24 protein-coding genes are annotated in these 22,993 nt (G+C 64.0%); 14 read left to right on the top strand and 10 right to left on the bottom strand.

Annotation, left to right across the window (positions count from 1 at the left end; translation table 11 throughout):
* Window positions 1-26: 26 nt before the first annotated feature.
* Window positions 27-866, bottom strand: a complete 840-nt coding sequence (locus NLM15_RS01780) for an SDR family oxidoreductase (RefSeq protein WP_254114957.1) — start codon at window positions 864-866, stop codon at window positions 27-29.
* A gap of 255 nt (window positions 867-1,121) precedes the next feature.
* Between NLM15_RS01780 and NLM15_RS01775 the strand changes: the two genes are divergently transcribed.
* From NLM15_RS01775 to NLM15_RS01765, 3 genes are all read left to right on the top strand, one after another.
* A complete protein-coding gene (locus NLM15_RS01775; RefSeq protein ID WP_097660586.1) occupies window positions 1,122-2,096 on the top strand; it encodes an NADPH:quinone oxidoreductase family protein in 975 nt (324 codons plus the stop codon).
* 455 nt (window positions 2,097-2,551) lie between these two features.
* On the top strand, window positions 2,552-3,400 hold the full coding sequence (locus NLM15_RS01770; protein ID WP_254114955.1) for a hypothetical protein: 849 nt from the start codon (window positions 2,552-2,554) through the stop codon (window positions 3,398-3,400).
* A gap of 18 nt (window positions 3,401-3,418) precedes the next feature.
* Window positions 3,419-4,585, top strand: coding sequence for a TAXI family TRAP transporter solute-binding subunit (locus NLM15_RS01765; protein WP_254114954.1), 1,167 nt, complete (start codon window positions 3,419-3,421; stop codon window positions 4,583-4,585).
* A 69-nt stretch (window positions 4,586-4,654) separates the two neighbouring features.
* On the opposite strand, the gene NLM15_RS01760 is transcribed toward NLM15_RS01765, so the two are convergent.
* Both NLM15_RS01760 and NLM15_RS01755 read right to left on the bottom strand, forming a co-directional pair.
* Window positions 4,655-5,035, bottom strand: coding sequence for a YkvA family protein (locus tag NLM15_RS01760; RefSeq protein WP_254114952.1), 381 nt, complete (start codon window positions 5,033-5,035; stop codon window positions 4,655-4,657).
* Between the two features lie 91 nt (window positions 5,036-5,126).
* A complete protein-coding gene (locus NLM15_RS01755) occupies window positions 5,127-5,429 on the bottom strand; it encodes a 4a-hydroxytetrahydrobiopterin dehydratase (RefSeq protein WP_254114951.1) in 303 nt (100 codons plus the stop codon).
* 151 nt (window positions 5,430-5,580) lie between these two features.
* On the opposite strand from NLM15_RS01755, the gene NLM15_RS01750 reads away from it, so the two are divergent.
* Together NLM15_RS01750 and NLM15_RS01745 are read left to right on the top strand one after the other, a co-directional pair.
* Complete coding sequence (locus NLM15_RS01750) at window positions 5,581-7,026, top strand: TAXI family TRAP transporter solute-binding subunit (protein WP_254114949.1); 1,446 nt, start codon at window positions 5,581-5,583, stop codon at window positions 7,024-7,026.
* A gap of 103 nt (window positions 7,027-7,129) precedes the next feature.
* Window positions 7,130-8,671: an alkaline phosphatase gene (locus tag NLM15_RS01745; protein ID WP_254114948.1), complete on the top strand. Its 1,542-nt coding sequence runs from the start codon at window positions 7,130-7,132 to the stop codon at window positions 8,669-8,671.
* A 24-nt stretch (window positions 8,672-8,695) separates the two neighbouring features.
* Here the strand turns inward: NLM15_RS01745 and NLM15_RS01740 are convergent, their stop codons facing one another.
* Window positions 8,696-9,103 (bottom strand): response regulator, encoded by a 408-nt coding sequence (locus NLM15_RS01740; RefSeq protein ID WP_254114947.1) that lies wholly within the window; start codon window positions 9,101-9,103, stop codon window positions 8,696-8,698.
* A gap of 163 nt (window positions 9,104-9,266) precedes the next feature.
* On the opposite strand from NLM15_RS01740, the gene NLM15_RS01735 reads away from it, so the two are divergent.
* The 7 genes from NLM15_RS01735 (at window position 9,267) to NLM15_RS01705 (ending at window position 16,342) form a co-directional block, all read left to right on the top strand.
* Window positions 9,267-10,034, top strand: coding sequence for a Crp/Fnr family transcriptional regulator (locus NLM15_RS01735; protein WP_254114945.1), 768 nt, complete (start codon window positions 9,267-9,269; stop codon window positions 10,032-10,034).
* A gap of 83 nt (window positions 10,035-10,117) precedes the next feature.
* Window positions 10,118-10,834 (top strand): prolipoprotein diacylglyceryl transferase family protein, encoded by a 717-nt coding sequence (locus NLM15_RS01730; protein ID WP_254114943.1) that lies wholly within the window; start codon window positions 10,118-10,120, stop codon window positions 10,832-10,834.
* Window positions 10,815-12,260 (top strand): radical SAM protein, encoded by a 1,446-nt coding sequence (locus NLM15_RS01725; RefSeq protein WP_254114942.1) that lies wholly within the window; start codon window positions 10,815-10,817, stop codon window positions 12,258-12,260. Before NLM15_RS01730 ends, NLM15_RS01725 begins: the two co-directional genes overlap by 20 nt.
* A complete protein-coding gene (locus tag NLM15_RS01720) occupies window positions 12,257-12,514 on the top strand; it encodes a hypothetical protein (RefSeq protein ID WP_254114941.1) in 258 nt (85 codons plus the stop codon). Before NLM15_RS01725 ends, NLM15_RS01720 begins: the two co-directional genes overlap by 4 nt.
* Before the next feature lie 12 nt (window positions 12,515-12,526).
* The gene (locus tag NLM15_RS01715) at window positions 12,527-12,805 is read left to right on the top strand and encodes a hypothetical protein (RefSeq protein WP_254114940.1); all 279 of its coding nucleotides are present in this window, start codon (window positions 12,527-12,529) and stop codon (window positions 12,803-12,805) included.
* A 239-nt stretch (window positions 12,806-13,044) separates the two neighbouring features.
* On the top strand, window positions 13,045-14,871 hold the full coding sequence (gene typA / locus NLM15_RS01710) for a translational GTPase TypA (RefSeq protein ID WP_254114938.1): 1,827 nt from the start codon (window positions 13,045-13,047) through the stop codon (window positions 14,869-14,871).
* A 223-nt stretch (window positions 14,872-15,094) separates the two neighbouring features.
* Entirely contained in the window at window positions 15,095-16,342 is a 1,248-nt protein-coding gene (locus tag NLM15_RS01705; protein WP_254114936.1) for an NAD(P)/FAD-dependent oxidoreductase, read from the top strand.
* Here NLM15_RS01705 and NLM15_RS01700 read toward each other — a convergent pair.
* The 5 genes from NLM15_RS01700 to NLM15_RS01680 all read right to left on the bottom strand — a co-directional run bounded on the left by NLM15_RS01700 (window position 16,339) and on the right by NLM15_RS01680 (window position 20,468).
* On the bottom strand, window positions 16,339-17,238 hold the full coding sequence (locus NLM15_RS01700; RefSeq protein WP_254114934.1) for an HNH endonuclease: 900 nt from the start codon (window positions 17,236-17,238) through the stop codon (window positions 16,339-16,341). The two genes, NLM15_RS01705 and NLM15_RS01700, sit on opposite strands and share 4 nt — an antisense overlap.
* Before the next feature lie 69 nt (window positions 17,239-17,307).
* A complete protein-coding gene (locus NLM15_RS01695; RefSeq protein ID WP_254114932.1) occupies window positions 17,308-17,715 on the bottom strand; it encodes a thiol-disulfide oxidoreductase DCC family protein in 408 nt (135 codons plus the stop codon).
* Between the two features lie 61 nt (window positions 17,716-17,776).
* Window positions 17,777-19,096 (bottom strand): SDR family oxidoreductase, encoded by a 1,320-nt coding sequence (locus tag NLM15_RS01690; RefSeq protein ID WP_254114930.1) that lies wholly within the window; start codon window positions 19,094-19,096, stop codon window positions 17,777-17,779.
* A gap of 8 nt (window positions 19,097-19,104) precedes the next feature.
* The gene (locus NLM15_RS01685; RefSeq protein WP_254114928.1) at window positions 19,105-19,572 is read right to left on the bottom strand and encodes a DUF2269 domain-containing protein; all 468 of its coding nucleotides are present in this window, start codon (window positions 19,570-19,572) and stop codon (window positions 19,105-19,107) included.
* Window positions 19,569-20,468 carry a S9 family peptidase gene (locus NLM15_RS01680; protein WP_254124121.1) on the bottom strand — a complete coding sequence of 300 codons (900 nt, stop codon included), beginning with the start codon at window positions 20,466-20,468 and terminating at the stop codon, window positions 19,569-19,571. Before NLM15_RS01680 ends, NLM15_RS01685 begins: the two co-directional genes overlap by 4 nt.
* Window positions 20,469-20,728: 260 nt before the next feature.
* On the opposite strand from NLM15_RS01680, the gene NLM15_RS01675 reads away from it, so the two are divergent.
* Both NLM15_RS01675 and ppa read left to right on the top strand, forming a co-directional pair.
* The gene (locus tag NLM15_RS01675) at window positions 20,729-21,238 is read left to right on the top strand and encodes a GNAT family N-acetyltransferase (RefSeq protein WP_014490714.1); all 510 of its coding nucleotides are present in this window, start codon (window positions 20,729-20,731) and stop codon (window positions 21,236-21,238) included.
* A gap of 179 nt (window positions 21,239-21,417) precedes the next feature.
* A complete protein-coding gene (gene ppa, locus NLM15_RS01670; protein WP_254114926.1) occupies window positions 21,418-21,954 on the top strand; it encodes an inorganic diphosphatase in 537 nt (178 codons plus the stop codon).
* Between the two features lie 153 nt (window positions 21,955-22,107).
* On the opposite strand, the gene NLM15_RS01665 is transcribed toward ppa, so the two are convergent.
* Window positions 22,108-22,992 (bottom strand): bifunctional methylenetetrahydrofolate dehydrogenase/methenyltetrahydrofolate cyclohydrolase, encoded by an 885-nt coding sequence (locus NLM15_RS01665; RefSeq protein ID WP_254114925.1) that lies wholly within the window; start codon window positions 22,990-22,992, stop codon window positions 22,108-22,110.
* Window position 22,993 lies beyond the last annotated feature (1 nt).

Raw genomic sequence — 22,993 nt, 5'->3', positions numbered from 1 at the left:
TCCAATTTGGGAAGGCAGTTAGCGGGTCAGCCCCTGGACCGCGCCGCGCGCTGCTCGGCCCATTGTGCGTCGGTCCAGCCGAGCAGATCCTCGGCGCCGGAACTGCGCAAATGCGCGCCACCGTCGATCACGACCATCTCGCCATTGATGTAACCGGCACGGTCCGAGACCAGGAAGCTGGCGAGGTCGGTGAGTTCGCTGTGCTCGCCGGTGCGGCCCATCGGGTTCCGCGCGGTCCAGCCTTCGTCGCGGCCCTCGGGACGGAGCTGGCCCGAAGCGCCCGCGGTCGGGAACGGCCCCGGCGCGATCGCGATGGTGCGGATGCCCTTCGGGCCCCACTCGACCGCGAGGCTCCTGGTCATCGCCAGCACCGCCGACTTCGCCATCGCCGAGGGAACGGTGAAGGCACGGCCGGTGATGGTCGAGGTCGAGAGGATCGAGAGCACGACACCGCCATGCTTGCCGTCGATCCAGCGCTTGCCGGCGGCGAGCGTGCAATACATCGCGCCATGCAGCGTCGGCGCGAGGATCGCGTCCGCGGCGCGAAACGACAGATGCTCGCTCTGCGCAATGAAGGTCGCGGCGGCATTGTTGACGAGGATGTCGAGCGGCGCCTCGCGCCAGATCGCATCCATCATGCTCTCGACGGCCGCGCCGTCGCGAATATCGCAGGCCATCGTCGTGACCTTGCCGCTGGTCTGCGCGCGCATCTCGCTCGCTGTTGCCTCCAGCCGGTCGAGCTTGCGGCCGCAGATGATGAGCTCGGCGCCGAGCGCGAGGAAGCGACGCCCCATCGCGGCGCCAAGGCCGGATCCGCCGCCGGTGACGAGGATGCGCTTGTCCTTGAGCAGTCCCGTTTCAAACATCGTTTGAATCCTTCTTTTTCTTGTTTCGTTGTTGCGGCCACCGAGTCCGCGCAAAGCGCGGCCCGATAGCAGGCTCCGCGAAGCAATCCAGACTATTTCCGCGGCACGGACTCTGGATTGCTTCGCTGCGCTCGCGATGGCGTGACGATAGGCCTGTGCATTGCTTTGGGCAAAGAAACCGGATTGTCGCCCGTGCCTAAATCCGGCAGAAACGGGCCAACTATAATTCCACCCCGAAACGCTCCAGGTGCCGCCATGAAAGCCATCCTCTGCTCGCAATATTGCCAGCCCGACGATCTCGTGCTTGCCGACGTGCCGGATCCCGTGGCAGGTCCTGGCGAGGCCGTGATCGCGATCAAGGCGGCGGCACTGAACTTCTTCGACATCCTGATGATCCAGGGCAAGTACCAGATCAAGCCGCCGTTCCCGTTCTCGCCGGCCGCGGAAGTCGCAGGCGTGATCGAGAGCATCGGCCCCGGCGTGACCGATCTGAAGGTCGGCGATCGCGTCGTTGCGTCTTGCGGCCACAACGGCGCGCGCGAGAAGATCGCGCTGCCGGCGGCATCGATCGTGAAGATCCCCGACAATCTCGACTATGACCGCGCGGCCGGCATCATCATCATCTACGGCACCGCGCTGCATGCGCTGGAAGATCGCGCCAGCCCGAAGCCGGGCGAGACGCTCGCGGTGCTGGGCGCCGCCGGCGGCACGGGCCTTGCTGCCTGCGAGCTCGGCAAGCTGATGGGCCTGAAGGTGATCGCCTGCGCTTCGTCGGACGAGAAGCTCGAATTCGCGAAGGCGCATGGCGCCGAGCTGACGCTGAACTACGCCAAGGAAGATTTGAAGGAAGGCTTGCGCAAGCTCACCGGCGGCAAGGGCGTCGACATCATCTTCGATCCGGTTGGTGGTGCGTATGCCGAGCAGGCGCTGCGCTCGATCGCCTGGGAAGGCCGCTTCCTCGTCATCGGTTTTGCCGCCGGCGACATTCCGAAGATGCCGCTGAACCTCGCGCTGCTGAAAGGCTGCGACATCCGCGGCGTGTTCTGGGGCGCATGGACCCGGCAGAATCCGGAGAAGAACCGCGCCAATCTCGAGAAGCTCGTGAAGTGGACCGCGGAAGGAAAGATTTCCTCGCATGTCGACCGCACCTTCCCGCTGGCACAAACCGCCGACGCCCTGAAGGTGCTCGCGGGACGCCAGGCCATGGGCAAGGTGATCTTGCACCCGTGATGTGAGCGCGTAGCGACCTCGTCGAGGCCTGCGCAGCACGCGCTCGACCGTCGTCGTCCGGTTTGCCGTCTTCGCTGAAGCTACGCCGGCCCCATACAAGGCGCGGCGAAGCCGTGGCGGAACCGGGACCGGGCGACCCGGTATTTCCGGAGATGACAGTGACTTGACCGAGAAGCCGCGGCGTCCTGGACGGCGGGGAATGTGGAGGCAGCACGGGCGGGCGCGGCGACGTCCGGTAGAGCCTTCCTCAACCATCACCGCTGAAATTGCGGTGCATTCCCCGACCTCGCCTCAATCAAACCCAACTATTTCCAGATTCGCGCAAACCGTCGTCGTTTTTTGGGCTGATTCACGCGGCGTTTTACCGGTTCCATTTACGGGACAGTTCTGGACAAAAGCAAGAAGACTGAAGCCGGAAATGCCCCTGCGTTGCGTTAGTTAAGGGGAGGATCACCATGGAAACGACGGCGTACCGCCAGTCGAAGGAGTCGACAGCCCTCGACGCCAATCGAGCCGCATTACATCCGCCGACCGCGTCCTTTATCCGCGCGCGCGCCGCGCGGGCCGATCTTTCGCAGGACGATCCAATTCCGCTCTTCTTGTCCGATCCGCTCGGTGCGCCGGACCCAAGCGAATATGAGCCGGTAGAGGTGCGCTCCAGAATCGTCCCGCGCGTTCTCGCGGCCGTTCTGACGGCATCCACCGTGGCGGTTGTGGTCACACTGTTTCAGTCCGACCTTCGCGGCCTCTTCGCCGCCAATGCCGGTCGCTGGATGGTCGTCGCGTCGGACCAGGCCATGGCGTCGGTCAACGCGGCGGCCATGCCGCAGACCTCGCTCAAGGATCCGGCCGGCGTGACAAGCACGAAGCTGGCGAGCGCCGACACGCAGGGCCTCCCTGCGCCGTCAACGCCGAGCCGCGAGGCGATCGCGACCGCCTATCAGACCGCGCTGCAAGCCCAAACGCCGGTGGCCCTGCCCGCACCCGTCGCGGCGCCGCCTGCACCCCCTCCGCCCGCCAAGGCGCTCGACGCCGATACGCTGGCCGGGCTGATGACGCGCGCGAAGAACCTGTTGAAGGTCGGCGATATTGTTGCGGCCCGCTTGCTGCTCGAACGCGCGGCCAATGCACAGGATGCGACAGCGGCATTTCTGCTGGCGCAGACCCATGACCCGGCCGTGCTGGGCACCAGCGACGCGCGGAGCGTCGCTGGTGACGCGACCGTCGCGCGCGACTGGTACCAGAAGGCCGCGGCACTCGGATCGGCGGAGGCGCGGCAACGCCTCACCCAGCTTCAGAACTAAAACTTTTCAGAGGATATCATGCGTAACGCTTTGGGAATGGCGCTTGCCGCCATCATGACGATTTGTGCCTTCGCGGCACGCGCGGAGCAGACCGAATACGATCCAGCCAAGGTCTCGGACAGCCTGAAGGCCATCTTCCAGTTCGGCTCGACCTCGACCAAGCAGTCGCTGAACGCGAACACCGTCACGCTGATCACCGGCACGATCGGCGGCACCTATGTGCAATTCGGCGCCGACCTCGCCTCCGTGCTCGACGACGGCAACAAGATCCGCGTGCTGCCGATCGTCGGCCGCGGCTCGGTGCAGAGCGTCGCCGACATCCTGTTCCTCCAAGGTGTCGATCTCGGCGTCGTGCGGGCGGATACGCTCGACTATCTCGAGCGCAAGGGTTTTGCCAAGGACATCAAGAAGCAGTTCACCTATGTGACCAAGCTCTATAACGAGGAGATGCAGGTGATCGCGCCGAAATCGGTCGCGACGCTCAAGGACCTCGAAGGCAAGACTGTCAGCGTGGACCTGCCGAATGGCGGCACCTTCGTCACCGCGCTCACCGTGTTCGAGCGGCTCGGGATCAAGGCGAAATTCGTCTATGTCGAGCAGCGCATCGCGATGGAGAAGCTGAAGGCCGGCCAGATCGACGCCGTCATCGTGGTCGGAGGCAAGCCGTACAAATCGGTCTCGACCTTCGCCAACGACGGGCGCTTCCATCTTGCGGGCGTCGACTATGAAAAGCCGCTCCAGGGCGACTATCTGCCGGCGTCGCTGACCGCCAAGGACTATCCGAACCTGATCAAGGAGGGCGAGAGCGTTGACACGATCGCGGTGCCCGCGGTGCTTGCAGCCTATAATTGGGCACCGAACACCGAGCGCTATCGCAAGCTTGCGCTGTTCGTGGACGCGTTCTTCACGAAATTCCCCGCGCTGCAGAACCCGCCCTTCCATCCCAAGTGGAAGGAGGTCTCGCTTTCGGCCCCGCTGTCCGGCTGGAACAGATTGCCGGTCGCACAGCAATGGCTCGACAAGCATGGCATCGAGCCGGTGACGCGGCAGCGCTTCGAGGCGTTCTTGAAGCAGAGCCCGACGGCCGCAAAGGTGTCCGATGCGGACAAGGAAGCGCTATTCAAGCAATTCCAGGCATGGGACGCGGAGAAGGCGCGGGCCGAGGCGGCACCGCAGAAGAAGTAGAGAGCGTCATTGCAAACTTCGTAGCCCGGATGGAGCGCAGCGCACTCCGGGCTACGAAGCAAAGGCGCACTACGCTGCTTCCGCCTCATCCACCCCGCGCTTCAGCACGGCACGCGCGGCTTCGCGGTGCTCGGTCGTGATGTGACCGGCGACCATGCGGATGGCGGTGGCGAGCACGGCGGCGTCATCGGTGAAGCCGAGGATCGGCATCACGTCGGGGACGAAATCGAACGGCAGGATGAAATAGGCGATCGCCCCGAGCAGCGACGCCTGGACATGGCGCGGCGTCTGCCGGTCGAACGCGCAGTAATAGGCCGCGAGCAGATCTTCCGCGAACGGCAGTTGCGCGGCGACACGCTTCAGCTTGCGCCAGAAGCGGCGGCGCACGCTTTCGCGATCTTCCGCGAGCCGATCGGCCGGCTCGAAGCCGACGCTGTGTTCGGCAGCCATGTTCGACAAACTCCCCGTTCAGCCGAGGGCGGCGGATCGCCGCATCCCTTGCTGAGCACAACATGGGGATGCGGCCCGTCCCTGCAAGATGTCAGCCCGGTGTCAGCCTGGCGATGGCGTTCATCGCCTTGGCCAGCTCGATATCGAGCTTGGTGACGCCGCCGGCGTCATGGGTCGACAGCACCACCTCCACCGTCTTGTAGACGTTGCGCCATTCGGGGTGATGATCCATCTTCTCGGCGACCAGCGCCGCGCGGGTCATGAACCCGAACGCCTCGTTGAAATCCTTGAAGACAAAGGTCTTCCCGATGGCGTCGCGGCCCTGGACCTCGGTCCAGCCCGATATGGCGCCCAGCGCCTGCTTGCGTGCTTCCGCCGTCAGCCGCTCTGCCATGATGACCTCCGTTTTCAGGGGAACTTTACCCTAACACCGTGCATACGGCCCGGGTTCATGCGGGATTTCGTCCATCCGCTAACCATGACGGAGATGTAACCCCGCCGGACAAGAAATTTGCTACAATTGCCGGCGTAAATCGCCGGCCAAGATGAAGCTGAGCCTGAAACGCCTGTATGGGAGATCGATGACCGGGGGTCTGGACCTGGCCGAAGCGCCCACCCCTCCTTCACCGCGATCAGCGGCGCGGAAGACCGCGCTCGTGTCTCTGGCACTCGTGCTTGCGATCGTCGGCGCTCTCGCCGGCGGGTATTATTTCGCGATGCGGCCGGTGACGCTGAAGATCGCGGTCGGTCCCGGCAACAGCGACGACCTCAGGGTCGTGCAGGCGCTGACGCAGGCGTTCACGCAGAACAAGAGCCAGGTGCGGCTGCGGCCGATTCAGACCGACGGCGCCACCGCCAGTGCCGAGGCGCTCGCGGAAGGCAAGGTCGATCTCGCCATCGTGCGCGGCGACGTCGACGTGCCGAAGAACGCGCAAGCGGTTGCGACCCTGCGCAAGAACGTCGTGGTGCTGTGGTCGGTGCCCGGCAAGGGCAAGAAGAAGGGCGCGAAGATCACCAAGATCGCGCAGCTCGCCGGCCATCGCGTCGGGGTGATCGGCCGCACCCAGGCCAACGTCAATTTGCTCAAGGTGATCCTCCAGCAATACTGGGTCGATCCCGCCAAGGTCGAGGTCATCCAGTTCCCGGCCAATGAAGCCGCCGAGGCGATCAAGACCCAGAAGGCCGATGCCTATCTCGCAGCCGGCCCCGTCAACAGCAAGATCACGTCGGATGCGATCGCAGCGACGGCCAAGGAGGGCGGCACGCCGACCTTCCTCGCGATCGATTCCGCGGACGCGATCGCGCAAAATCATCCCGTCTACGAAGCATCGGAGATTCCCGCCGGCACCTATGGCGGCTCGCCCGATCGCCCCGACGACGAGGTCAAGACCATCAGCTTCTCGCACCACATCGTGGCGCGCAAAGGTGTGTCCGACACCACCATCGCGGCGTTCACGCGCCAGCTCTTCGCCGTGCGCCAGCAACTGGTGGCGGAATTCCCGCTGGCGGCGAAGATCGAGACGCCCGACACCGACAAGGATGCGGTGATTCCCGTGCATCCGGGCGCCGCCGCCTTCGTCGACGGCGAGGAAAAGACCTTCCTCGACAAATACAGCGATTACATCTGGTGGACCCTGATGGCGCTCTCGGCGATGGGCTCGATCGGCGCCTGGTTCGCGGGCTACCTGAAGAAGGACGAGCGCGACAACAACAGCCATCTGCGCGACAGGTTGTTCGACATGATTGCCGCCGCGCGCAAGAGCGAGACCACCGACGAGCTCGACCAGATGCAGACCGAGGCCGACGAGATCCTGCGCGACACGTTGCGCTGCTTCGACCACGGCGCGATCGAGGAGGGCGGACTCACCGCCATCAACATCGTGCTCGATCAGTTCCACGCCGCCGTCGCCGACCGCAAGGCGGTGCTGTTCAGCCAGCCGCAGAATCTGCAACGCGCTGGCGCGCAGTTCAGGGCCGCGGGCAACGCGTAGCCGCTTGCACGCGTCGTTATTGCTGCGTCACACTGTCTCAGTATAGTTTTCGACGTCATTCCGAAGCGCACGACATGCGCGCGGCAAAGCCAGCGAAACCTTCATGAACATCAAATTCTCCCGCCGCCGCTTCCTCAGCACCGGCGCCGGTGCGCTCGGCGCGATCGCGATGCCGCATCTGTCGCGCGCGGCCGACCGGCCGGCAGTCACGCATGGCGTGCAGTCCGGCGATGTCACCGTCGACGGCGGCGTGGTCTGGGCGCGCACTGATCGGCCGTCGCAGATGCTGGTCGAGGTGGCGACGACCGAATCCTTCAAGAATGCCCGCGCGCTGCCGCCGATCGCGGCCCTGCCGGAGAGCGACTTCACCGCCAAGATGCTGATCGAGAACCTGCCGGGCGGACAGGACATCTTCTATCGCGTCCGCTTCCGCGACCTCTCACATAGCGCGATCGAGGGCGAAGCTGTCATCGGCCGCTTCCGCACCGCGCCGGCCGACCGCCGCGACGTTAGCTTCGTCTGGGGCGGCGACGTCGCGGGACAAGGCTGGGGCATCAACCCCGACGACGGCGGCATGTTGACCTTCTCGGCGATGCGCAAGCATCGTCCGGATTTCTTCCTGCACTCGGGCGACACCATCTACGCCGACGGCCCCATTCAATCCGAAGTCAAACTCCCCGACGGCAAACTCTGGAAGAACCTCACCATCCCCGAGAAGGCCAAGGTCGCCGAGACGCTCGACGAGTACCGCGCCGCGCACAAGTACAATCTCACCGACGACAATGTCCGCGCCTTCAATGCCGAAGTCCCGGTCTTCGTGCAGTGGGACGACCACGAGGTGACCAACAACTGGTCGCTGTCGAAAGAGCTGCCGGCAGCCTACAAGGTGCGCGACATCGCGCTGCTCGCAGCCCGCGGCGCCCGCGCCTTCCACGAGATGTATCCGATGCGAGAGAGCATCAATGAGCCGGGCCGGGTCTATCGCCAGATCTCGTACGGCCCGCATCTCGACGTGTTCGTGCTCGACGAGCGCAGTTATCGCGGCCCCAACGGCGCCAATCTCGAAACGGAATATGGACCGGCCAGCTACTTCCTCGGCCCGGACCAGATCGCCTGGCTCAAGCGCGGCCTGTTGAATTCGCGCGCGACCTGGAAGGTGATCGCGTCCGACATGCCGCTGAGTCTCATCGTGTCGGACACGCCGAAGGGCGGCTCGGAAGCGTTCGCGCAAGGAGACGGCCCGGTGCACGGCCGCGAGTTCGAGATCGCCGACATCCTGCGCTTCATCAAGATGGCGCCGATCAACAACACGGTGTGGCTGACCGCGGACGTACACTACGCCGCCGCGCATTATTACGATCCGAACAAGGCGCAATTCCAGGAGTTCGAGCCGTTCTGGGAATTCGTCTCGGGCCCGCTGCATGCGGGCACCTTCGGTCCAAACGCGCTCGACAACACCTTTGGGCCGGAGGTGCGCTTCGTCAAGGCGCCGGGCAAGGACAACCAGAACCTGCCGCCGTCCGCGGGCATGCAATTCTTCGGTCACGTCAAGATCGACGGCGCATCCGGCCAGATGACGGTGACCTTGCGCGACCGCGCCGACGTCGCGTTGTGGTCGACCACGCTCGATCCGAAATTTGCCTGAAGCTGGGAAAACGCAGCCGAGCGATCAGGCGCCGCGCGCGCGCAGCGCGGCCTCCAGCGCCTCGCTCGAGCAGGGCTTTTGCAGCCGCGGCCGTGCCTTGAATTCAGCAGCGATCCGCGCCTCGGCGCCGTAGCCCGTCACGAAGACAAAGGGAATTTGCGCAGCCGCCAGCCGCTCGGCGACGGCAAAGCTTTTCTCGCGGCCGAGCTCGACGTCGAGCAGCGCGAAGTCGGGCGCACGCGCTGCGATCGCCGCAAGCGCCTGCCCCACCGACCCCACGGTGCGCACGCTCTTCACGCCAAATCCGAGCAGGCGATCCTCGAAATCGATCGCAATGATCGGATCGTCCTCGACGATCAGAACATCCGCGGGCATGCCGGCCGAGCCGTCCGGAGTAGCAGGTATCATGATGTTGGCTATTGAGGGCTGCATGTTCGTATCCACCAAGGACAGCCGCATCCCGACGCCTGCGCCCAGCGCATCGGAGGGTTCCAGGAACGAAACTCACCACAGAACAGTTTTTACGTCTGTCCACTTGTGCACACAGCCAAGGATCGGACCTCGCTAGTGTCGAAAGGAGAGCAGGGGATTTACGATGGATGCGCGTATCAGCAAGACAACCGAGGTCGGCAGCCGGCCGGCCAACAATCTGCTGCGGCGCTTGAGTCCGGCCGACTACGCGCTGCTGGCACCGCACATCACCCTGGACGATGCCGGGGCCAACGAGCTGCTCTACAGCCCCGGCGATGATGTCCAGGTCGTGCACTTTCCCTGCGGGCCGTCGCTCGCGACATTTCTCGTTCCCAACGAGGACGGCCGCGACGTCGAGACCATCCTGGTCGGCCGCGAAGGCGCGGTGGGCGGCATCGTCAGCGAGGGGTTCTTGCCGGCCTATACCCGCATCTGCGTGAAGTTCGGCGGACCATTTGCGCGCATTCACGTCGCCAAGCTGGAAGCGGCGAAGATGCGCTCGGCCTCGCTGCGCAACATCTTCGCCCGCTATGCCGACTGCATGCTGGCACAGATCTTCCAGTCCACCGCCTGCAACGCCATCCACTCCATCGAGCAGCGTACGGCCAAGTGGATCATTGCGGCGATGGAGCGGACCGGCGACCAGAGCAGCGTGCCGCTGACGCATGAGCAGCTCGCGACGCTGCTCGGGGTCGGCCGCAGCTATGCGAGCCGCGTGCTCCAGTCGTTCAAGGCCGAGGGCGTGCTCGATACGCGGCGCGGCGCGATCCTGGTCCGCAATCTCGATGGCCTGCATCTGCGCGCCTGCCTGTGCAACGACGCGGTGAAGATGCACTTCGAGGAGGTGCTGCGGGGGGTCTATCCGACCGAGGAAGCGGGCGACGCAGGGTAGTCGCTCCGGCGCGCCCTTCTGATTCTTCCGCCCGAGGCAGGTCAGCGTGCGACCCCATGTTCGCCGTGCTATGCTCGTCGCGCATGAGCGGGGCTTTCCTTCACACTCTCTTCGATGTCGCAGCGTGGCTGGCCGCGGGTGCGGCGGTCTACTGGCTGTCGCGACGGGGCTTGCGGTTTCCGGCGCAATCCTTCGCAATGCCCTATATCGCCGCGCTGGTGTTCGGCGCGGGTCTCGGGGCCTATTTGTTCGGCTCTGCCAATCTGTGGCTGTCGGGCGAGAGCGGCATCGCGCGCTCGGTCGAGGGCGCACTCGCCGGTGGCATCGTGGCGATCGAGCTCTACAAATGGTCCGCTGGGATCGCCGTGCGGACCGGCGCCCGTTTTGCGCTGCCGCTGGCGCTCGGCATCGCGATCGGCCGGCTCGGCTGCTACTTCGCCGGCCTCGACGATTTCACCTACGGCACGCCGACGGCGCTGCCTTTTGGCCATGATTTCGGCGACGGCGTTCTGCGCCATCCCGTGCAGCTCTACGAGAGCGCGGCAATGGCCGTGTTCGCGCTCGTCTATGTGCTGGCTGTCGTGAACCGGAACGGGTTTGTGATCACCAATGGTTTCTACCTGGTTCTCCTCTATTATGGCGCGCAACGCTTCCTGTGGGAATTCCTCAAGCCCTACGGCACGCTGATCGGCCCGTTCACCCTGTTTCACCTGCTGTCGCTGTCCATCCTGCTCTACGCCGCCGCCATGCTGGCAACGGCGCCCAAAGCGAGACCCATGCATGAACGCGCCGTTGCGTAAGTCGCGGCCCTATATCTTCTGGGGCCAGACCCAGTCTCTTTGCGAAACCTGCCTGAAGCTGGTGCCGACCAAGATCCAGATCCTCGACAACGAGGTCTGGTACGAGAAGCGCTGCAAGGAGCATGGCGTTCAGTCGACGCTGGTTTCGACGGATGCCGCCTATTGGCGCCTGTGCAAGGATTTCATCAAGCCGGGCGACCGGCCGCTGCAATTCCAGCAGCGCACGGAATTCGGCTGTCCCTATGATTGCGGCCTGTGTGCCGACCACGAGCAGCATTCCTGCCTGGCGCTGATCGAGATCACCGAGCATTGCAACCTCACCTGCCCGGTCTGCTTCGCCGAATCCTCGCCTGCGCGGACGCGCTTCACGCCGCTGGCGACGGTCGAGAAGATGCTGGACGCGCTGGTCGCGAGCGAAGGCGAGCCTGATCTGGTGCAGATTTCCGGCGGCGAGCCGACGCTGCATCCGGATTTCTTCGAGATCCTGGAAGCCGTGCGCGCCCGACCGATCCGCCACGTCATGATCAACACCAACGGCCTGCGCATCGCCCGCGAAAAGGATTTCGTGGCGCGGCTCGCCGAGAACAAGCGCGGGCTGGAAATCTATCTCCAGTTCGATTCGCTCGAGCGCGACGCATTGATCAATCTGCGCGGCGCGGATCTGCGCAAGATCCGCCAGCAGGCGCTGGAAAATCTGGAGCATTACGGCGTGTCGACCACGCTTGTCGCGACCATCAAGCGCGGCGTCAACGATGCCGAGATCGGCGATATCGTCCGCCATGCCCTGAGCTGGAAGTGCGTTCGCGGCGTCACGCTGCAGCCGGTTCAGGACGCCGGCCGCAACGAGAATTTCGACAAGAACACCGACCGCATCATGCTGTCGGAGATCCGCAAGCGCGTGGTCGAAACCGGCGTGTTCGGCGACAAGGACATGATCCCGCTGCCTTGCAATCCCGAAAGCATCTCGATCGGCTACGGGCTGCGCAATGGCGAGAAGGTGCTGCCGCTGACCTCGCTGATCCCGCAGGATCAGCTCGTGGCCGTGATGCCCAACACCATCAGCCCGGAGAAACATCCGGTGCTGCGGGAAAAATTCGTCGATCTGTTTTCGCTGTCATCGGGACCGCTGAACACCAGCGAGCGCGTCTGCGAATTGCTGTGCTGTCTGCCGAGCTTCGAGGTGCCGCAGGGCCTCACTTACGAGAACGTATTCCGCGTCACCATCGTGCAATTCCTCGATCGCTTCAATTTCTGCGTCGGCAACGTCAAGCGCAGCTGCATCCATTTCGTCACCGAGAGCGGCGCGATCATTCCGTTCGACACCTACAACCTGTTCTACCGCAACGGAAAGATCGACGGCATCCGCGCGGAGCTGGCGGGGCAGACTTATCGGGAAGCCAGGCAGGGCGAGGCGATGCCGCGATGAGCGACACCGGCACGCCTCCTCCGGCTCCGAAGCCGCCGCTTCAAGAGGACGCGTCCCCGGCCGCGCCGCCGCAGCGCAGCGGCTGCCTGACCGCTTTCATGGTGATCGCCGGCGTGGTGCTGCTTTTCCCCGGCCTATGCTTCCTGGCATTTGGCGCCCAAGCCGGTGCATTTGTCCCGATTGGATTGGTCCTGATCGGAATCGCGATCTTCCTCTTCATCCGCGTGGCGACCCCACCCGGGCCCCGGCAGTAGCGTCGCATCGTCATGAGCAACATCGAACCCCCGCCCGCGCCTTCTCCGGCCGCCCCGCCGCAGCGCAGCGGCTGCCTGACCGCGATCATGGTGATCTTCGGGGTCATCATGTTGCTGCCGGGCCTTTGTGCGCTGCTGTTTGGCGGGGCCTCCGTGGTCGACGGGGGACGGATCGACTCGGACATCGCGCCGCTGGTCTTCCTGGGATTGGTCGTCGGCATCGGAGGCGTCGCCTTGATCTGGGTGGCCATCAGGGGGCGAAAGGCTAGCCCGGCCCGGAACCGCCCCTAACCCCCGGAGATTCCCGGACAAAATTCAGTCAACCAAGCGGCAAAGAACACATTGTTTTTTGGCGGTTTTTGCCTATATTGCGCCGCAACGCATAGGCTGCCCGGTCGATATGACCGGGCTTCCTTTTTGGGCGGAAAGCGCCCCGTTTCCAGGTCTTCCAGCGTTGTTTCGAAAGAAGGTCCCGGCTTGACCGGCGAGATCGCGCTTAACCCATTGTCCGACCGCAAAGAAGCTCACTCATGAATCTTCGTAACATCGCCATCATCGCCCACGTCGACCACGGCAAAACCACCCTGGTCGACAAGCTGCTGCAGCAATCCGGCACCTATCGCGACAACCAGAAGGTCGCCGAGCGCGCCATGGACTCCAACGATCTGGAGCGCGAGCGCGGCATCACCATTCTGGCCAAGTGCACCTCGGTGACTTGGGAAAACACCCAGATCAACATCGTCGACACCCCCGGCCACGCCGATTTCGGCGGCGAGGTCGAGCGCATCCTGTCGATGGTCGACGGCGTGATCGTGCTGGTCGACGCCGCCGAAGGCCCGATGCCGCAGACCAAATTCGTGGTCGGCAAGGCGCTCAAGCTCGGCCTGAAGCCGATCGTCGCCATCAACAAGGTCGATCGTCCTGACGCCCGCATCTCCGAAGTCGTCAACGAGGTGTTCGACCTGTTCGCCGCCCTCGACGCCACCGACGAGCAGCTCGACTTCCCGATTCTCTACGGCTCGGGCAAGAACGGCTGGATGGCGAACTCGCCCGACGCCTCCCATGATGTCGGCATGAGGCCGCTGTTCGAGCTCGTGCTCAAGCATGTGGCGCCCCCCGTGGTCCAGGAAGGCCCGTTCCGGCTGCTCGGCACCATCATCGAGGCCAATCCCTATCTCGGCCGCATCATCACCGGCCGCATCGCGTCGGGTTCTGTGAAGCCGAACCAGGCCGTCAAGGTGCTGTCGCGCGAAGGCAAGCTGATCGAGAGCGGCCGCATCACCAAGATCCTGGCGTTCCGCGGCCTCGAGCGTCAGCCGGTCGAGTTCGCCGAGGCCGGCGACATCGTCGCCATCGCGGGCCTCACCAAGGGCACCGTCGCCGACACCTTCTGCGATCCCGCGGTCGAGAGCCCGCTGCAGGCGCAGCCGATCGATCCGCCGACCGTGTCGATGACCTTCATCGTCAACAATTCGCCGCTCGCCGGCACCGAGGGCGACAAGGTCACCAGTCGCCTGATCCGCGACCGCCTGCTGCGCGAGGCCGAAGGCAATGTCGCGCTGCGCGTCGTCGAGTCCCAGGACAAGGACGCGATGGAAGTATCGGGTCGCGGCGAATTGCAGCTCGCGATCCTGATCGAGACCATGCGCCGCGAGGGCTTTGAGCTCTCCGTGTCGCGTCCGCGCGTCGTGTTCCAGAAGGACGAAGCCACCGGCCAGACCTTGGAGCCGATCGAGGAGGTCGTGGTCGACGTCGACGAGGAGCATTCTGGCGTCGTCGTGCAGAAGATGAGCGAGCGCAAGTCCGAGCTGATCGAGATGAAGCCGTCCGGCGGCAACCGCCTGCGTCTGGTGTTCTACGCGCCGACCCGCGGGCTGATCGGCTACCAGGGCGAGCTGATGACCGATACCAAGGGTACGGCGATCATGAACCGCCTGTTCCACAACTACCTGCCCTACAAGGGCGCGATCCAGGGCCGTCGCAACGGCGTGCTGATCTCGAACGACCAGGGCGAGTCGGTGGCCTATGCCATGTTCAAGCTGGAAGACCGCGGCCCGATGATGATCGAGCCCGGCTGGAAGGTCTACAAGGGCATGATCGTCGGCGAGCACACCCGCGACAACGATCTCGAGATCAACGTTCTCAAGGGCAAGCAGCTCACCAACATCCGCACCACCTCGAAGGACGAGGCTGTGCGCCTGACCCCGCCGATCCGCATGACGCTGGAAAAGGCGCTGGCCTATATCGAGGACGACGAGCTGGTGGAGATCACCCCGAAGTCGATCCGCCTGCGCAAGAAGCATCTCGATCCGAACGAGCGCAAGCGCGCGGAAAAGGCCAAGGAAGCGGTGGCGTAAGCTACCGCGCGCCGTGGTGCTGTAGGGTGGGCAAAGCGTAGCGTGCCCACCACGCGAAATCCCGGACGACAATGGTGGGCACGGCGCAAGAGCGCCTTTGCCCACCCTACGAAACCGCCTCCGGAATACTGGATCACCCGCCCCAGTGCGCAATTGCGCACCGGGTGATGACACTTGCGCGCAGCGGCTTCAGCGCACTTCGCGAACGTGCTAGAGCCGACCCATGGCTTCCCTACCCTCCTCCGTCGACGTCGCGATCATCGGCGCGGGTGCCGCCGGCCTCGGCGCAGCGCACGCGCTGGGCGGCTCCGGCCTCTCCGTGATCGTGCTGGAGGCGCGCGACCGGCTCGGCGGCCGGGCCTGGACCGTGCAGGCCTCGCCCGAGGTCACGTTCGACGTCGGCTGCGGCTGGCTACACTCGGCAGACAAGAATTCCTTCGCCGCCATCGCGAAGCAGCTCGATTTCGAGGTCAACAGGGACCTGCCGCCCTGGCGCGAGCGGGCCTTCGGCAATGCGTTTCCGCAAAGCGAGCGCGACGATTTCATGCGCGCGATGGGGGCGTTCTATGAGCGCCTCTGGCAGACCGCGCAAAACGGCAAGGACGAGCCCGCGAGCCTGAGCCTCGAGCCCGGCAATCGCTGGAATCCGATGATCGACGCGGTCTCGACCTACATCAACGGCTGCGAACTGAAGGACCTGTCGACGCTGGACTGGGACGCCTATGAGGACAGCGACCTCAACTGGCGCGTCCGCCGCGGCTATGGCACGCTTGTTACGGCCTATGGCGCACCCTGCCCGGTGGCGCTGAACTGCAACGTGACGCTGATCGATCACTCGGACAGGCGCATCCGCATCGCGACGTCGCAGGGCACACTGACCGCGGACAAGGTGATCGTCACCGTGCCGACCAACCTGATCGCCGATGAAGCCATCCGTTTCTCGCCGCCGCTTCCGGCCAAGGTCGATGCCGCAGCCGGCCTGCCGCTCGGCGTCGACGACAAGGTGACGCTGGCGCTGAGCGATGCCGAAGCCTTCCCGAAGGAAGGCAATTTGCGCGGCGCCACCATGCGCACCGAGATGGGCACCTACCACATCCGCCCGTTCGGCCAGCCCTGCATCGAAGGCTTTTTCGGCGGCAGCTTTGCGCGCGCGCTGGAAAACGCCGGCGAAGGCGCCATCGCCGCGCAAGGCATCGACGAGATCGCGGGCTTTCTCGGCAACGACATCCGCCGCAAGCTGAAGCCGCTGTACGAGTCGCGCTGGGCGCATGATCCGTTTGCACGCGGCTCGTATTCACACGCGCTGCCCGGCCATGCCGGTGATCGCGCCATGCTGGCTGCGCCGGTGGATGGGCGATTGTTTTTTGCGGGAGAAGCGACGTCGCCGGAGTTTTTCACGACGGCGCATGGGGCGCGGGATAGTGGGGAGCGGGCGGCGAAGGAAGTATTAGCCGCGACTGGGAAGCGCTAGCCCTTAAATATCTTGTCTCTATGAAACTTCAGAAAGAGCGCATTCGGATAGAACGCTGGATCGTTTGGGAGATTGATCGTCCGGCTTTGATTGAGCAGCCGTAGAGCGTCGTCTGGCACGTGATTTTCCGCAGTTAGGATTTTGTAATCGTCCCCTATCGAGATAAGACCTCGATCAAACATCCAGTGCACGGTGCCGGAAAGCGCTAACCCATTGCGAATCGAGTCCGGTCCTTTCTCCGCGACGGGCTGAATGTGCGCCGCCTGGACCTCCGGGCGACCACCTCCATTGATAAGTCGAAGTCCCGTCATCGCGCATCGATTCTCATACGCAGCACGAACGTTGTACATGAACGACTTCTCGCGAAATGGCCGCGATATCGTCATCTCGATTATCGGACGTTCAAAGGAAGTATTTGGCTCAGATATTTCGAACTGCCGCGGCTGAAGGCGTGGTGGTTCCTCACCGAGGATCGGTGCAAACCCGGCTTTCAAAATCTGATCAAATTCAGCATCAGGGATCAGCCGAACGGCACGGCCGAAGGCGCCCTTGTTAGTACTTCCATCTGATTTTCTCAGAGCGCTTTCATAGTAGTGGCTGCCTTCGGCGAAAGGCACTGGTCGATCGAAGTCCAAATAGTCATCGACGAGAGCGTAATAGTGATCTGCTTTGTCCTTGTCTTCTATGAGATCAACTACACGCGCGACTCCGAAGTACGATTGCCGCCCACCGAAACTCGACAGATCTACTGTGGTACGCCTGGGCTCGTAATAGAGAACATAGTCGCCGACCGCCTGCCGAACCTGATTGAGATAGGTACGAGGAAAATGGTAGCGGACTTCCGGCAAATCTTTGTACCCAGGAGTCACTTTCGTTGTGAGAACTACCTTCGGCATTCCTTGGACTTTATTGCTCCGCAGTGGGCTTTCTTATAGCCTGATAGCGGATTCTCTGCACAGCCAAAATCACTCGATCACCCGCGCCCGCAAATCGCCATCCGGCACGAAGCACGCATCATACTTCCCGAAGATGCGATAACGATTGCGCGCGATGAGGCTGTAGACGGGGTCGCGCAGCGGCTTTGGCACGGCAAACAACATGCGTACCCAGCCCCAACGCGGCAACTGCGACAGCACGGTCAGCGCGGCATCCGACTTCGTGAACACCTCACCGCCATGGACCACGGCATTGGTATCGGGATCATCCGGATCGATGCCGAACGTGCGCGCGAGTTTCGCGCCATAGTCCGATTGAACCGGCGTGAAGCGAAATCGCCTTGCCGTGTCGCGCTGCGCGACGAAACGAACCCAGCGCGAGCAGAAGATGCAGACGCCGTCGAACAGGATCACGTCGTCGTCGGGCCATTTGGGCATCAGCGCTCTCTTTTTGACGCGTTTTCTTCACGCGAACCGGGATCCACTTCGCTCGAAAACGCTACCGATTATCCAGCATGAGCAAAGCCACCAGCATCAGCACGATCGCAGGTCCCGTCTTCACCAGCGCGCCGAGGGGCTCGATCCAGAGGTCGGGCGTCAGGATCGCCGCGCCTACCATATAGCCGAGCGAGGCGACGATGCCTGCGACCAGCCCGATCGCCGCGGTGCGGCGGAACGCGATCAGCACGCCGATGCTCATGTCCATGAGGCTGGTGCCGATGGTGATGGGATCGACCAGCGCGGGCGGGAAGTTATGCGCGCTGAGGATTCCGGCGGCGGCACGATAGGACACGAACAGCGCGATGAAGCCGGAGACGATCCAGAACGCGACCAGGCTCGCGAAGATCAGCGCCTTGACCAAAAACAGTCGTGCGAACCATTTGTCCTGGATACTTGCCGGATGGCGTCCGACCGTCTCAGCCAGCGTCTTCGGCGTGATGCGTGTGGCGGCAATCCACGCCGAGGGTTCACCACTCACGCCGCGGCGCAGCTCGGCAATAGCCGTGGTGCGCATGGGCGGCATCCAGCCGAGATGATTGGCGAGATCGCCAAGCCTTGCGCCGCGATCGAGCATAAGGGACGGCATCGCGATGCGCGGCCAGCCGGCCGTGCCGAAGGCGAGACGAAACTGTGTGACGACGCCGGCCATGGTGACCGGATCGGCCTGCATCAGATCCCAGCTCACGGCTTTGACCGAGGCATCGTCGATGTCGCGCGCAGCGAGCCAGGCGATGGTGGCGGCGATGTCCTCGACAGCGACAGGCTGGAACGGCGTCGCCATCTCCTTGCCCGGCAGATCGAGCGGGAGAGCGGCGAGCGCGCGAAGCATGGCGCTGCCGCCATAGGCTGACGGTGCGACGACAAAGCCGGGCCGCAAGATGGCGTGGGGAACGCCGGAGGCCGCGATCAGGCGCTCGGCCTCGCGCTTTGTCGTCGCGAAGGCGGTACGATCCGCCTCCGCGGTCCCGGGGATCGAGATGTGCACCAGCCGGATCGCGCGGCCGCTGGCGCCGATCGCCTGAAGCAGGCGCGCAACGAAATCGCGATGCACCGCGCTGGTATCGCTGCCGGGGCCGTCCTGGAGCACGCCGAGACAGTTCACGACGACATCGACGGCATGCTCGCTGATGAGCCGCGCCAGCGCGGCTGTATCGAGCGAGAGGATCGGCCGCTCGATATCCTGTGCGCCCATCTTCTGCGCCGGCGACAGGCTGCGCGCCACACCAACCATGCGAAATCCCCGTGCGCGCAGATCGTCGGTGATGAAGCGGCCGATCAGGCCGGAGGCGCCGAGCACCAAAATGGTTCGCTGGGTCATCGCATCTCTCAAAACGGTTTCGCGATCATCAGCCACAGGATCAACATCGTCGCGCCGAAGCCGGGGAAGCCGAACGCGAACCAGCGGCGGTAGAGCACGAAGTAGCGCTCAGGCAGAGCGCTGCGCTGCCCGGCCGCCTTGCGCGCGAGATCGCGCATCTCGATCTGCATGAAGACGACGGGGATCCAGAACAGGCCGGCAAAGACGTAGAGCGCAAGCGAGGCCAGCAGCCAGCGTTCCGTGATCGGCATCGCCGAAAGCATCATCAGCAGGCCGCCCGTGATCGGTTGCAGGACCACGGCCGACAGCGTGAAGATCGCATCCGCAATCACCACCACCGACGCGGTGCGCGCGATGAATTCTGCGTCGTTCGTGCGATGCGCCATCAGCATGAAGAAGGCGATGCCCGTTCCAGTGCCAAGGATGACGATGACACCGAGCACGTGGAGGAATTTGACCAGGAAATACAGCGTCATGGCTTCTTGGCCGCCGCAGCTTTGGACCGGTTCAGCGCAAGCTCGAGCTCGCGGCTGGCGGCTTTGACGCCGGCTTCGCTCTCGATCATCCAATGCCCTTCGCTGCCGACGGCCGGCAAGGTGCGGAAGTCGACCTTGCCGCCTCCGCCGCGAAACGCATCCGCCAATCGCCGCGAGAACGCCGGCGAGAAATAGCTGTCATTGGTCGCCACGAGCCATGTGACGGGAATACGCGCCGCTTTGCCGAACTCGGCCACGGCCGCAAGAAGCGTCTGCGGCGCGCAGATCCTGTTCGGTTCATCATTGGCATGGCCACCGCGCCCCGGCGCAAACGCGATGATCGCGGAGATCGCGTTCGGATCGGCGTTCGCGAGCGTCAGCGTACCCCAACCGCCAGCGGAATGGCCGATGACAACCGCGGCATCCTTGCGCACGAAGTCCTGCTTGCGCAGATAGTCCAGCGCGAGCGAGATTTCGGCGGCCGTCACGCGACCCGAACGCGCGTAATCCGCCTCGTCGCAGCCGCCCTGATCCTCGACATAGCGGCCGCCGGTTGCACCATGGCCGAGCCGTTCCGGCACCAGCACGGCGAAGCCGCGTGCGACGAGAAACGCGACAAGGGCGGGGTACTCCGGCTGCGGCATTTGCGCCCGACGCAACACGTTCTGCGTCGAGGCATGTGCGACGACCGCAAGCCGAAACGGACCGGCGCCGCCGGGGCGAAACAGCAGCGCATGCGCGGCAATGTCGGTATCCGGCGATGGCACACGCCATTGTTGCCGGCGAAACGGCTCGCCCTCCGCACCCGATGACCCAAACGTGACCTGCGCGCACAGCGGCGGCGCCGTCGACAAAGCCAGCAGAGGCAGCAGGGCGAAGATGTTGAAGCGCCGCATGAATTGCCGAAGGCGAACACGGACAGCGACAGACCGGTAGGAACGAATCATTGTCGGCGGACTTTTTGCGTTGCCATCGCGGTTCATTGGTTGCCGCAAGGCAGTTTTGCACCGACGACGGCAGGCCGGTGCCGTTCGAAATGGCGTCTTGTGTTTTTTCGGCACAACATGGTTAAATACTGATGCACAAAGTCCACACGTTAACCGATAATTAACGATAGGTCTTGCCGCCGGCGCGGCGACTTGGTTTGATTGCGTCCATGAGCACAACCCTGATCGAGGTCCGGCCGGCCAAAGCCGCAGATGCAACTGCGGTGGCGTCCACCCATGACGAAGCCTGGCGCTCCGCCTATCAGGGCATCATTCCCGGCGGCGAGCTGGAGAAGCTGATCAACCGCCGCGGTCCGCAGTGGTGGGACAGCGCGATTCGCAAGGGCAGCCGCGTCAGCGTGCTGGTGTTCGGCGACAAGATCGCCGGCTACGCCAATTACGGCCGCAACCGCGCCCGCAGCCTGCACTTCGACGGCGAGATCTACGAACTCTATCTGCGTCCGGAATTCCAGGGTCTCGGCTTCGGCCGTCGCCTGTTCACAGCCGCCCGCCGCGACCTGATGCAGAGCGGCTTGAAGAGCATGGTGGTGTGGGCACTCTCGGACAACGATCCGGCGACCGAGTTCTACCGTGCCCTGGGCGGCCGCATGGTGGCGCGCTCCTCCGAGCGTTTCGGGCCGAAGTCGCTCGACAAGGTTGCCTTCGCTTGGACCAATTGAGCTGCTGAAAGTCTAGCCGGCAGCGCTTCCCATCCGTCGATACCGCCCGCCTTTTGCGCCGGTAGTCGCTGGATTCATTATTTCACAAAAACACGATGGATTGGCGGGCCAAGCCCGCGTATGACAGCGCCAAAATCGCTGCCGGGCGCGATTTAACCTCGGCAACAACGGAGCCTTGAATGCGTATCGATGCGGTCTCGATCGGAAAAAACACGCCACACGAAGTCAACGTCATCATCGAAGTCCCCGTGGGCGGCGAACCGATCAAATACGAGATGGACAAGGAGGCCGGCACGCTGGTGGTCGACCGCTTCCTCTACACGCCGATGCGTTACCCCGGTAACTACGGCTTCATTCCGCATACGCTGTCCGATGACGGCGACCCCTGCGACGTGCTGATCGTCAACACCCGCGCCATCATCCCCGGCGCCGTCATGAGCGTGCGTCCGGTCGGCGTGCTGTTCATGGAAGACGAAGCCGGCGGCGACGAGAAGATTCTCGCGGTGCCGTCGTCGAAGCTGACGCAGCGCTACGACAAGGTGAAGTCGTACTCCGACCTGCCGGACATCACGCTGCAGCAGATCCAGCACTTCTTCGAGCACTACAAGGATCTCGAGAAGGGCAAGTGGGTGAAGATTTTGCGCTGGGGCGGCCCGGAGGAAGCACAGAAGCTGATCCTCGAAGGCATCGAGCGCGAAAAGAAAAAGAAGGGCTGAGGCCTTCTCCCTCGCTTGCGGGGGAGGGTCGGGGTGAGGGGGAGTCTCCGCGAGTGAGGTGAGAGTTGGACTCGCGGAGAGTCCCCCTCACCCGGAATCCGCGCTTCGCGCGAATTCCGACCTCTCCCCGCAGGCGGGCGAGGTGAAGAAAATCTACACCGCCGGCTTCGGCAGCCCTGCAATCGCGCAAGCCGCGCGCAGCGTATTCACCAGCAGGCAGGCAACCGTCATCTGACCGACACCGCCCGGCACCGGCGTCACCGCGCCCGCAATGCCGAGCGCTTCCTGATAGGCGACATCGCCGACCAAGCGCGTCTTGCCGTCGTCCTTTGGAATCCGGTTGATGCCGACGTCGATCACGGTCGCGCCCGGCTTCAGCCAGTCGCCGCGCACCATCTCAGGCTTGCCGACCGCGGCGTAGACGAGGTCGGCGCGCTTCACGAGGCCGGGCAGGTCGCGCGAGCGCGAATGCGCGATCGTCACCGTGGCGTTCTCATTCAGCAGCAATTGCACCAGCGGGCGGCCGACAAGATTTGAACGGCCGATGACGATGGCGTTCATGCCTTCGAGCGAGGCGTGCACGCTCTTGGTCAGGATGATGCAGCCGAGCGGCGTGCAGGGCGACAGGGCCTCGAAACCGCCGGCGAGCCGGCCGGCGTTGTTCGGATGCAGACCGTCGACATCCTTGGCGGGATCGATGGCATTGATGACGGCCTCGGTGTTGAGGCCCTTCGGCAGCGGCAGTTGCACCAGAATGCCGTGCACGGCGGGATCGCGGTTGAGCTTTGCAACAACGGCCAGCAGATCGGCTTGCGAGACGTCGGCCGGCAGCTTGTGCTCGAACGAGGCCATGCCGGCGGCCTGGGTCTGCGTGTGCTTGGAGCGGACATAGACCTCACTGGCAGCGTCGTTGCCGACCAGCACCACAGCAAGGCCCGGCACCAGGCTGTGCTCGCGCTTGACGCGGGCGACCTCATCAGCGACGCGCGCGCGGAGTTCCGCGGCAATGACTTTTCCATCGATGATCTTGGCGGTCATG

The sequence above is a fragment of the Bradyrhizobium sp. CCGB20 genome (genome assembly GCF_024199855.1).
Taxonomy (GTDB): domain Bacteria; phylum Pseudomonadota; class Alphaproteobacteria; order Rhizobiales; family Xanthobacteraceae; genus Bradyrhizobium.
This window is presented reverse-complemented; position numbering and strand designations above follow the sequence as displayed.

Coding starts and splice junctions, on each gene's coding strand:
- NLM15_RS01780 (WP_254114957.1), bottom strand. CDS start 866: ATGTTTGAAACGGGACTGCTCAAGGACAAGCGCATCCTCGTCACCGGC.
- NLM15_RS01775 (WP_097660586.1), top strand. CDS start 1,122: ATGAAAGCCATCCTCTGCTCGCAATATTGCCAGCCCGACGATCTCGTG.
- NLM15_RS01770 (WP_254114955.1), top strand. CDS start 2,552: ATGGAAACGACGGCGTACCGCCAGTCGAAGGAGTCGACAGCCCTCGAC.
- NLM15_RS01765 (WP_254114954.1), top strand. CDS start 3,419: ATGCGTAACGCTTTGGGAATGGCGCTTGCCGCCATCATGACGATTTGT.
- NLM15_RS01760 (WP_254114952.1), bottom strand. CDS start 5,035: ATGGCTGCCGAACACAGCGTCGGCTTCGAGCCGGCCGATCGGCTCGCG.
- NLM15_RS01755 (WP_254114951.1), bottom strand. CDS start 5,429: ATGGCAGAGCGGCTGACGGCGGAAGCACGCAAGCAGGCGCTGGGCGCC.
- NLM15_RS01750 (WP_254114949.1), top strand. CDS start 5,581: ATGAAGCTGAGCCTGAAACGCCTGTATGGGAGATCGATGACCGGGGGT.
- NLM15_RS01745 (WP_254114948.1), top strand. CDS start 7,130: ATGAACATCAAATTCTCCCGCCGCCGCTTCCTCAGCACCGGCGCCGGT.
- NLM15_RS01740 (WP_254114947.1), bottom strand. CDS start 9,103: ATGCAGCCCTCAATAGCCAACATCATGATACCTGCTACTCCGGACGGC.
- NLM15_RS01735 (WP_254114945.1), top strand. CDS start 9,267: ATGGATGCGCGTATCAGCAAGACAACCGAGGTCGGCAGCCGGCCGGCC.
- NLM15_RS01730 (WP_254114943.1), top strand. CDS start 10,118: ATGAGCGGGGCTTTCCTTCACACTCTCTTCGATGTCGCAGCGTGGCTG.
- NLM15_RS01725 (WP_254114942.1), top strand. CDS start 10,815: ATGAACGCGCCGTTGCGTAAGTCGCGGCCCTATATCTTCTGGGGCCAG.
- NLM15_RS01720 (WP_254114941.1), top strand. CDS start 12,257: ATGAGCGACACCGGCACGCCTCCTCCGGCTCCGAAGCCGCCGCTTCAA.
- NLM15_RS01715 (WP_254114940.1), top strand. CDS start 12,527: ATGAGCAACATCGAACCCCCGCCCGCGCCTTCTCCGGCCGCCCCGCCG.
- typA (WP_254114938.1), top strand. CDS start 13,045: ATGAATCTTCGTAACATCGCCATCATCGCCCACGTCGACCACGGCAAA.
- NLM15_RS01705 (WP_254114936.1), top strand. CDS start 15,095: ATGGCTTCCCTACCCTCCTCCGTCGACGTCGCGATCATCGGCGCGGGT.
- NLM15_RS01700 (WP_254114934.1), bottom strand. CDS start 17,238: ATGCCGAAGGTAGTTCTCACAACGAAAGTGACTCCTGGGTACAAAGAT.
- NLM15_RS01695 (WP_254114932.1), bottom strand. CDS start 17,715: ATGCCCAAATGGCCCGACGACGACGTGATCCTGTTCGACGGCGTCTGC.
- NLM15_RS01690 (WP_254114930.1), bottom strand. CDS start 19,096: ATGACCCAGCGAACCATTTTGGTGCTCGGCGCCTCCGGCCTGATCGGC.
- NLM15_RS01685 (WP_254114928.1), bottom strand. CDS start 19,572: ATGACGCTGTATTTCCTGGTCAAATTCCTCCACGTGCTCGGTGTCATC.
- NLM15_RS01680 (WP_254124121.1), bottom strand. CDS start 20,468: ATGCGGCGCTTCAACATCTTCGCCCTGCTGCCTCTGCTGGCTTTGTCG.
- NLM15_RS01675 (WP_014490714.1), top strand. CDS start 20,729: ATGAGCACAACCCTGATCGAGGTCCGGCCGGCCAAAGCCGCAGATGCA.
- ppa (WP_254114926.1), top strand. CDS start 21,418: ATGCGTATCGATGCGGTCTCGATCGGAAAAAACACGCCACACGAAGTC.
- NLM15_RS01665 (WP_254114925.1), bottom strand. CDS start 22,992: ATGACCGCCAAGATCATCGATGGAAAAGTCATTGCCGCGGAACTCCGC.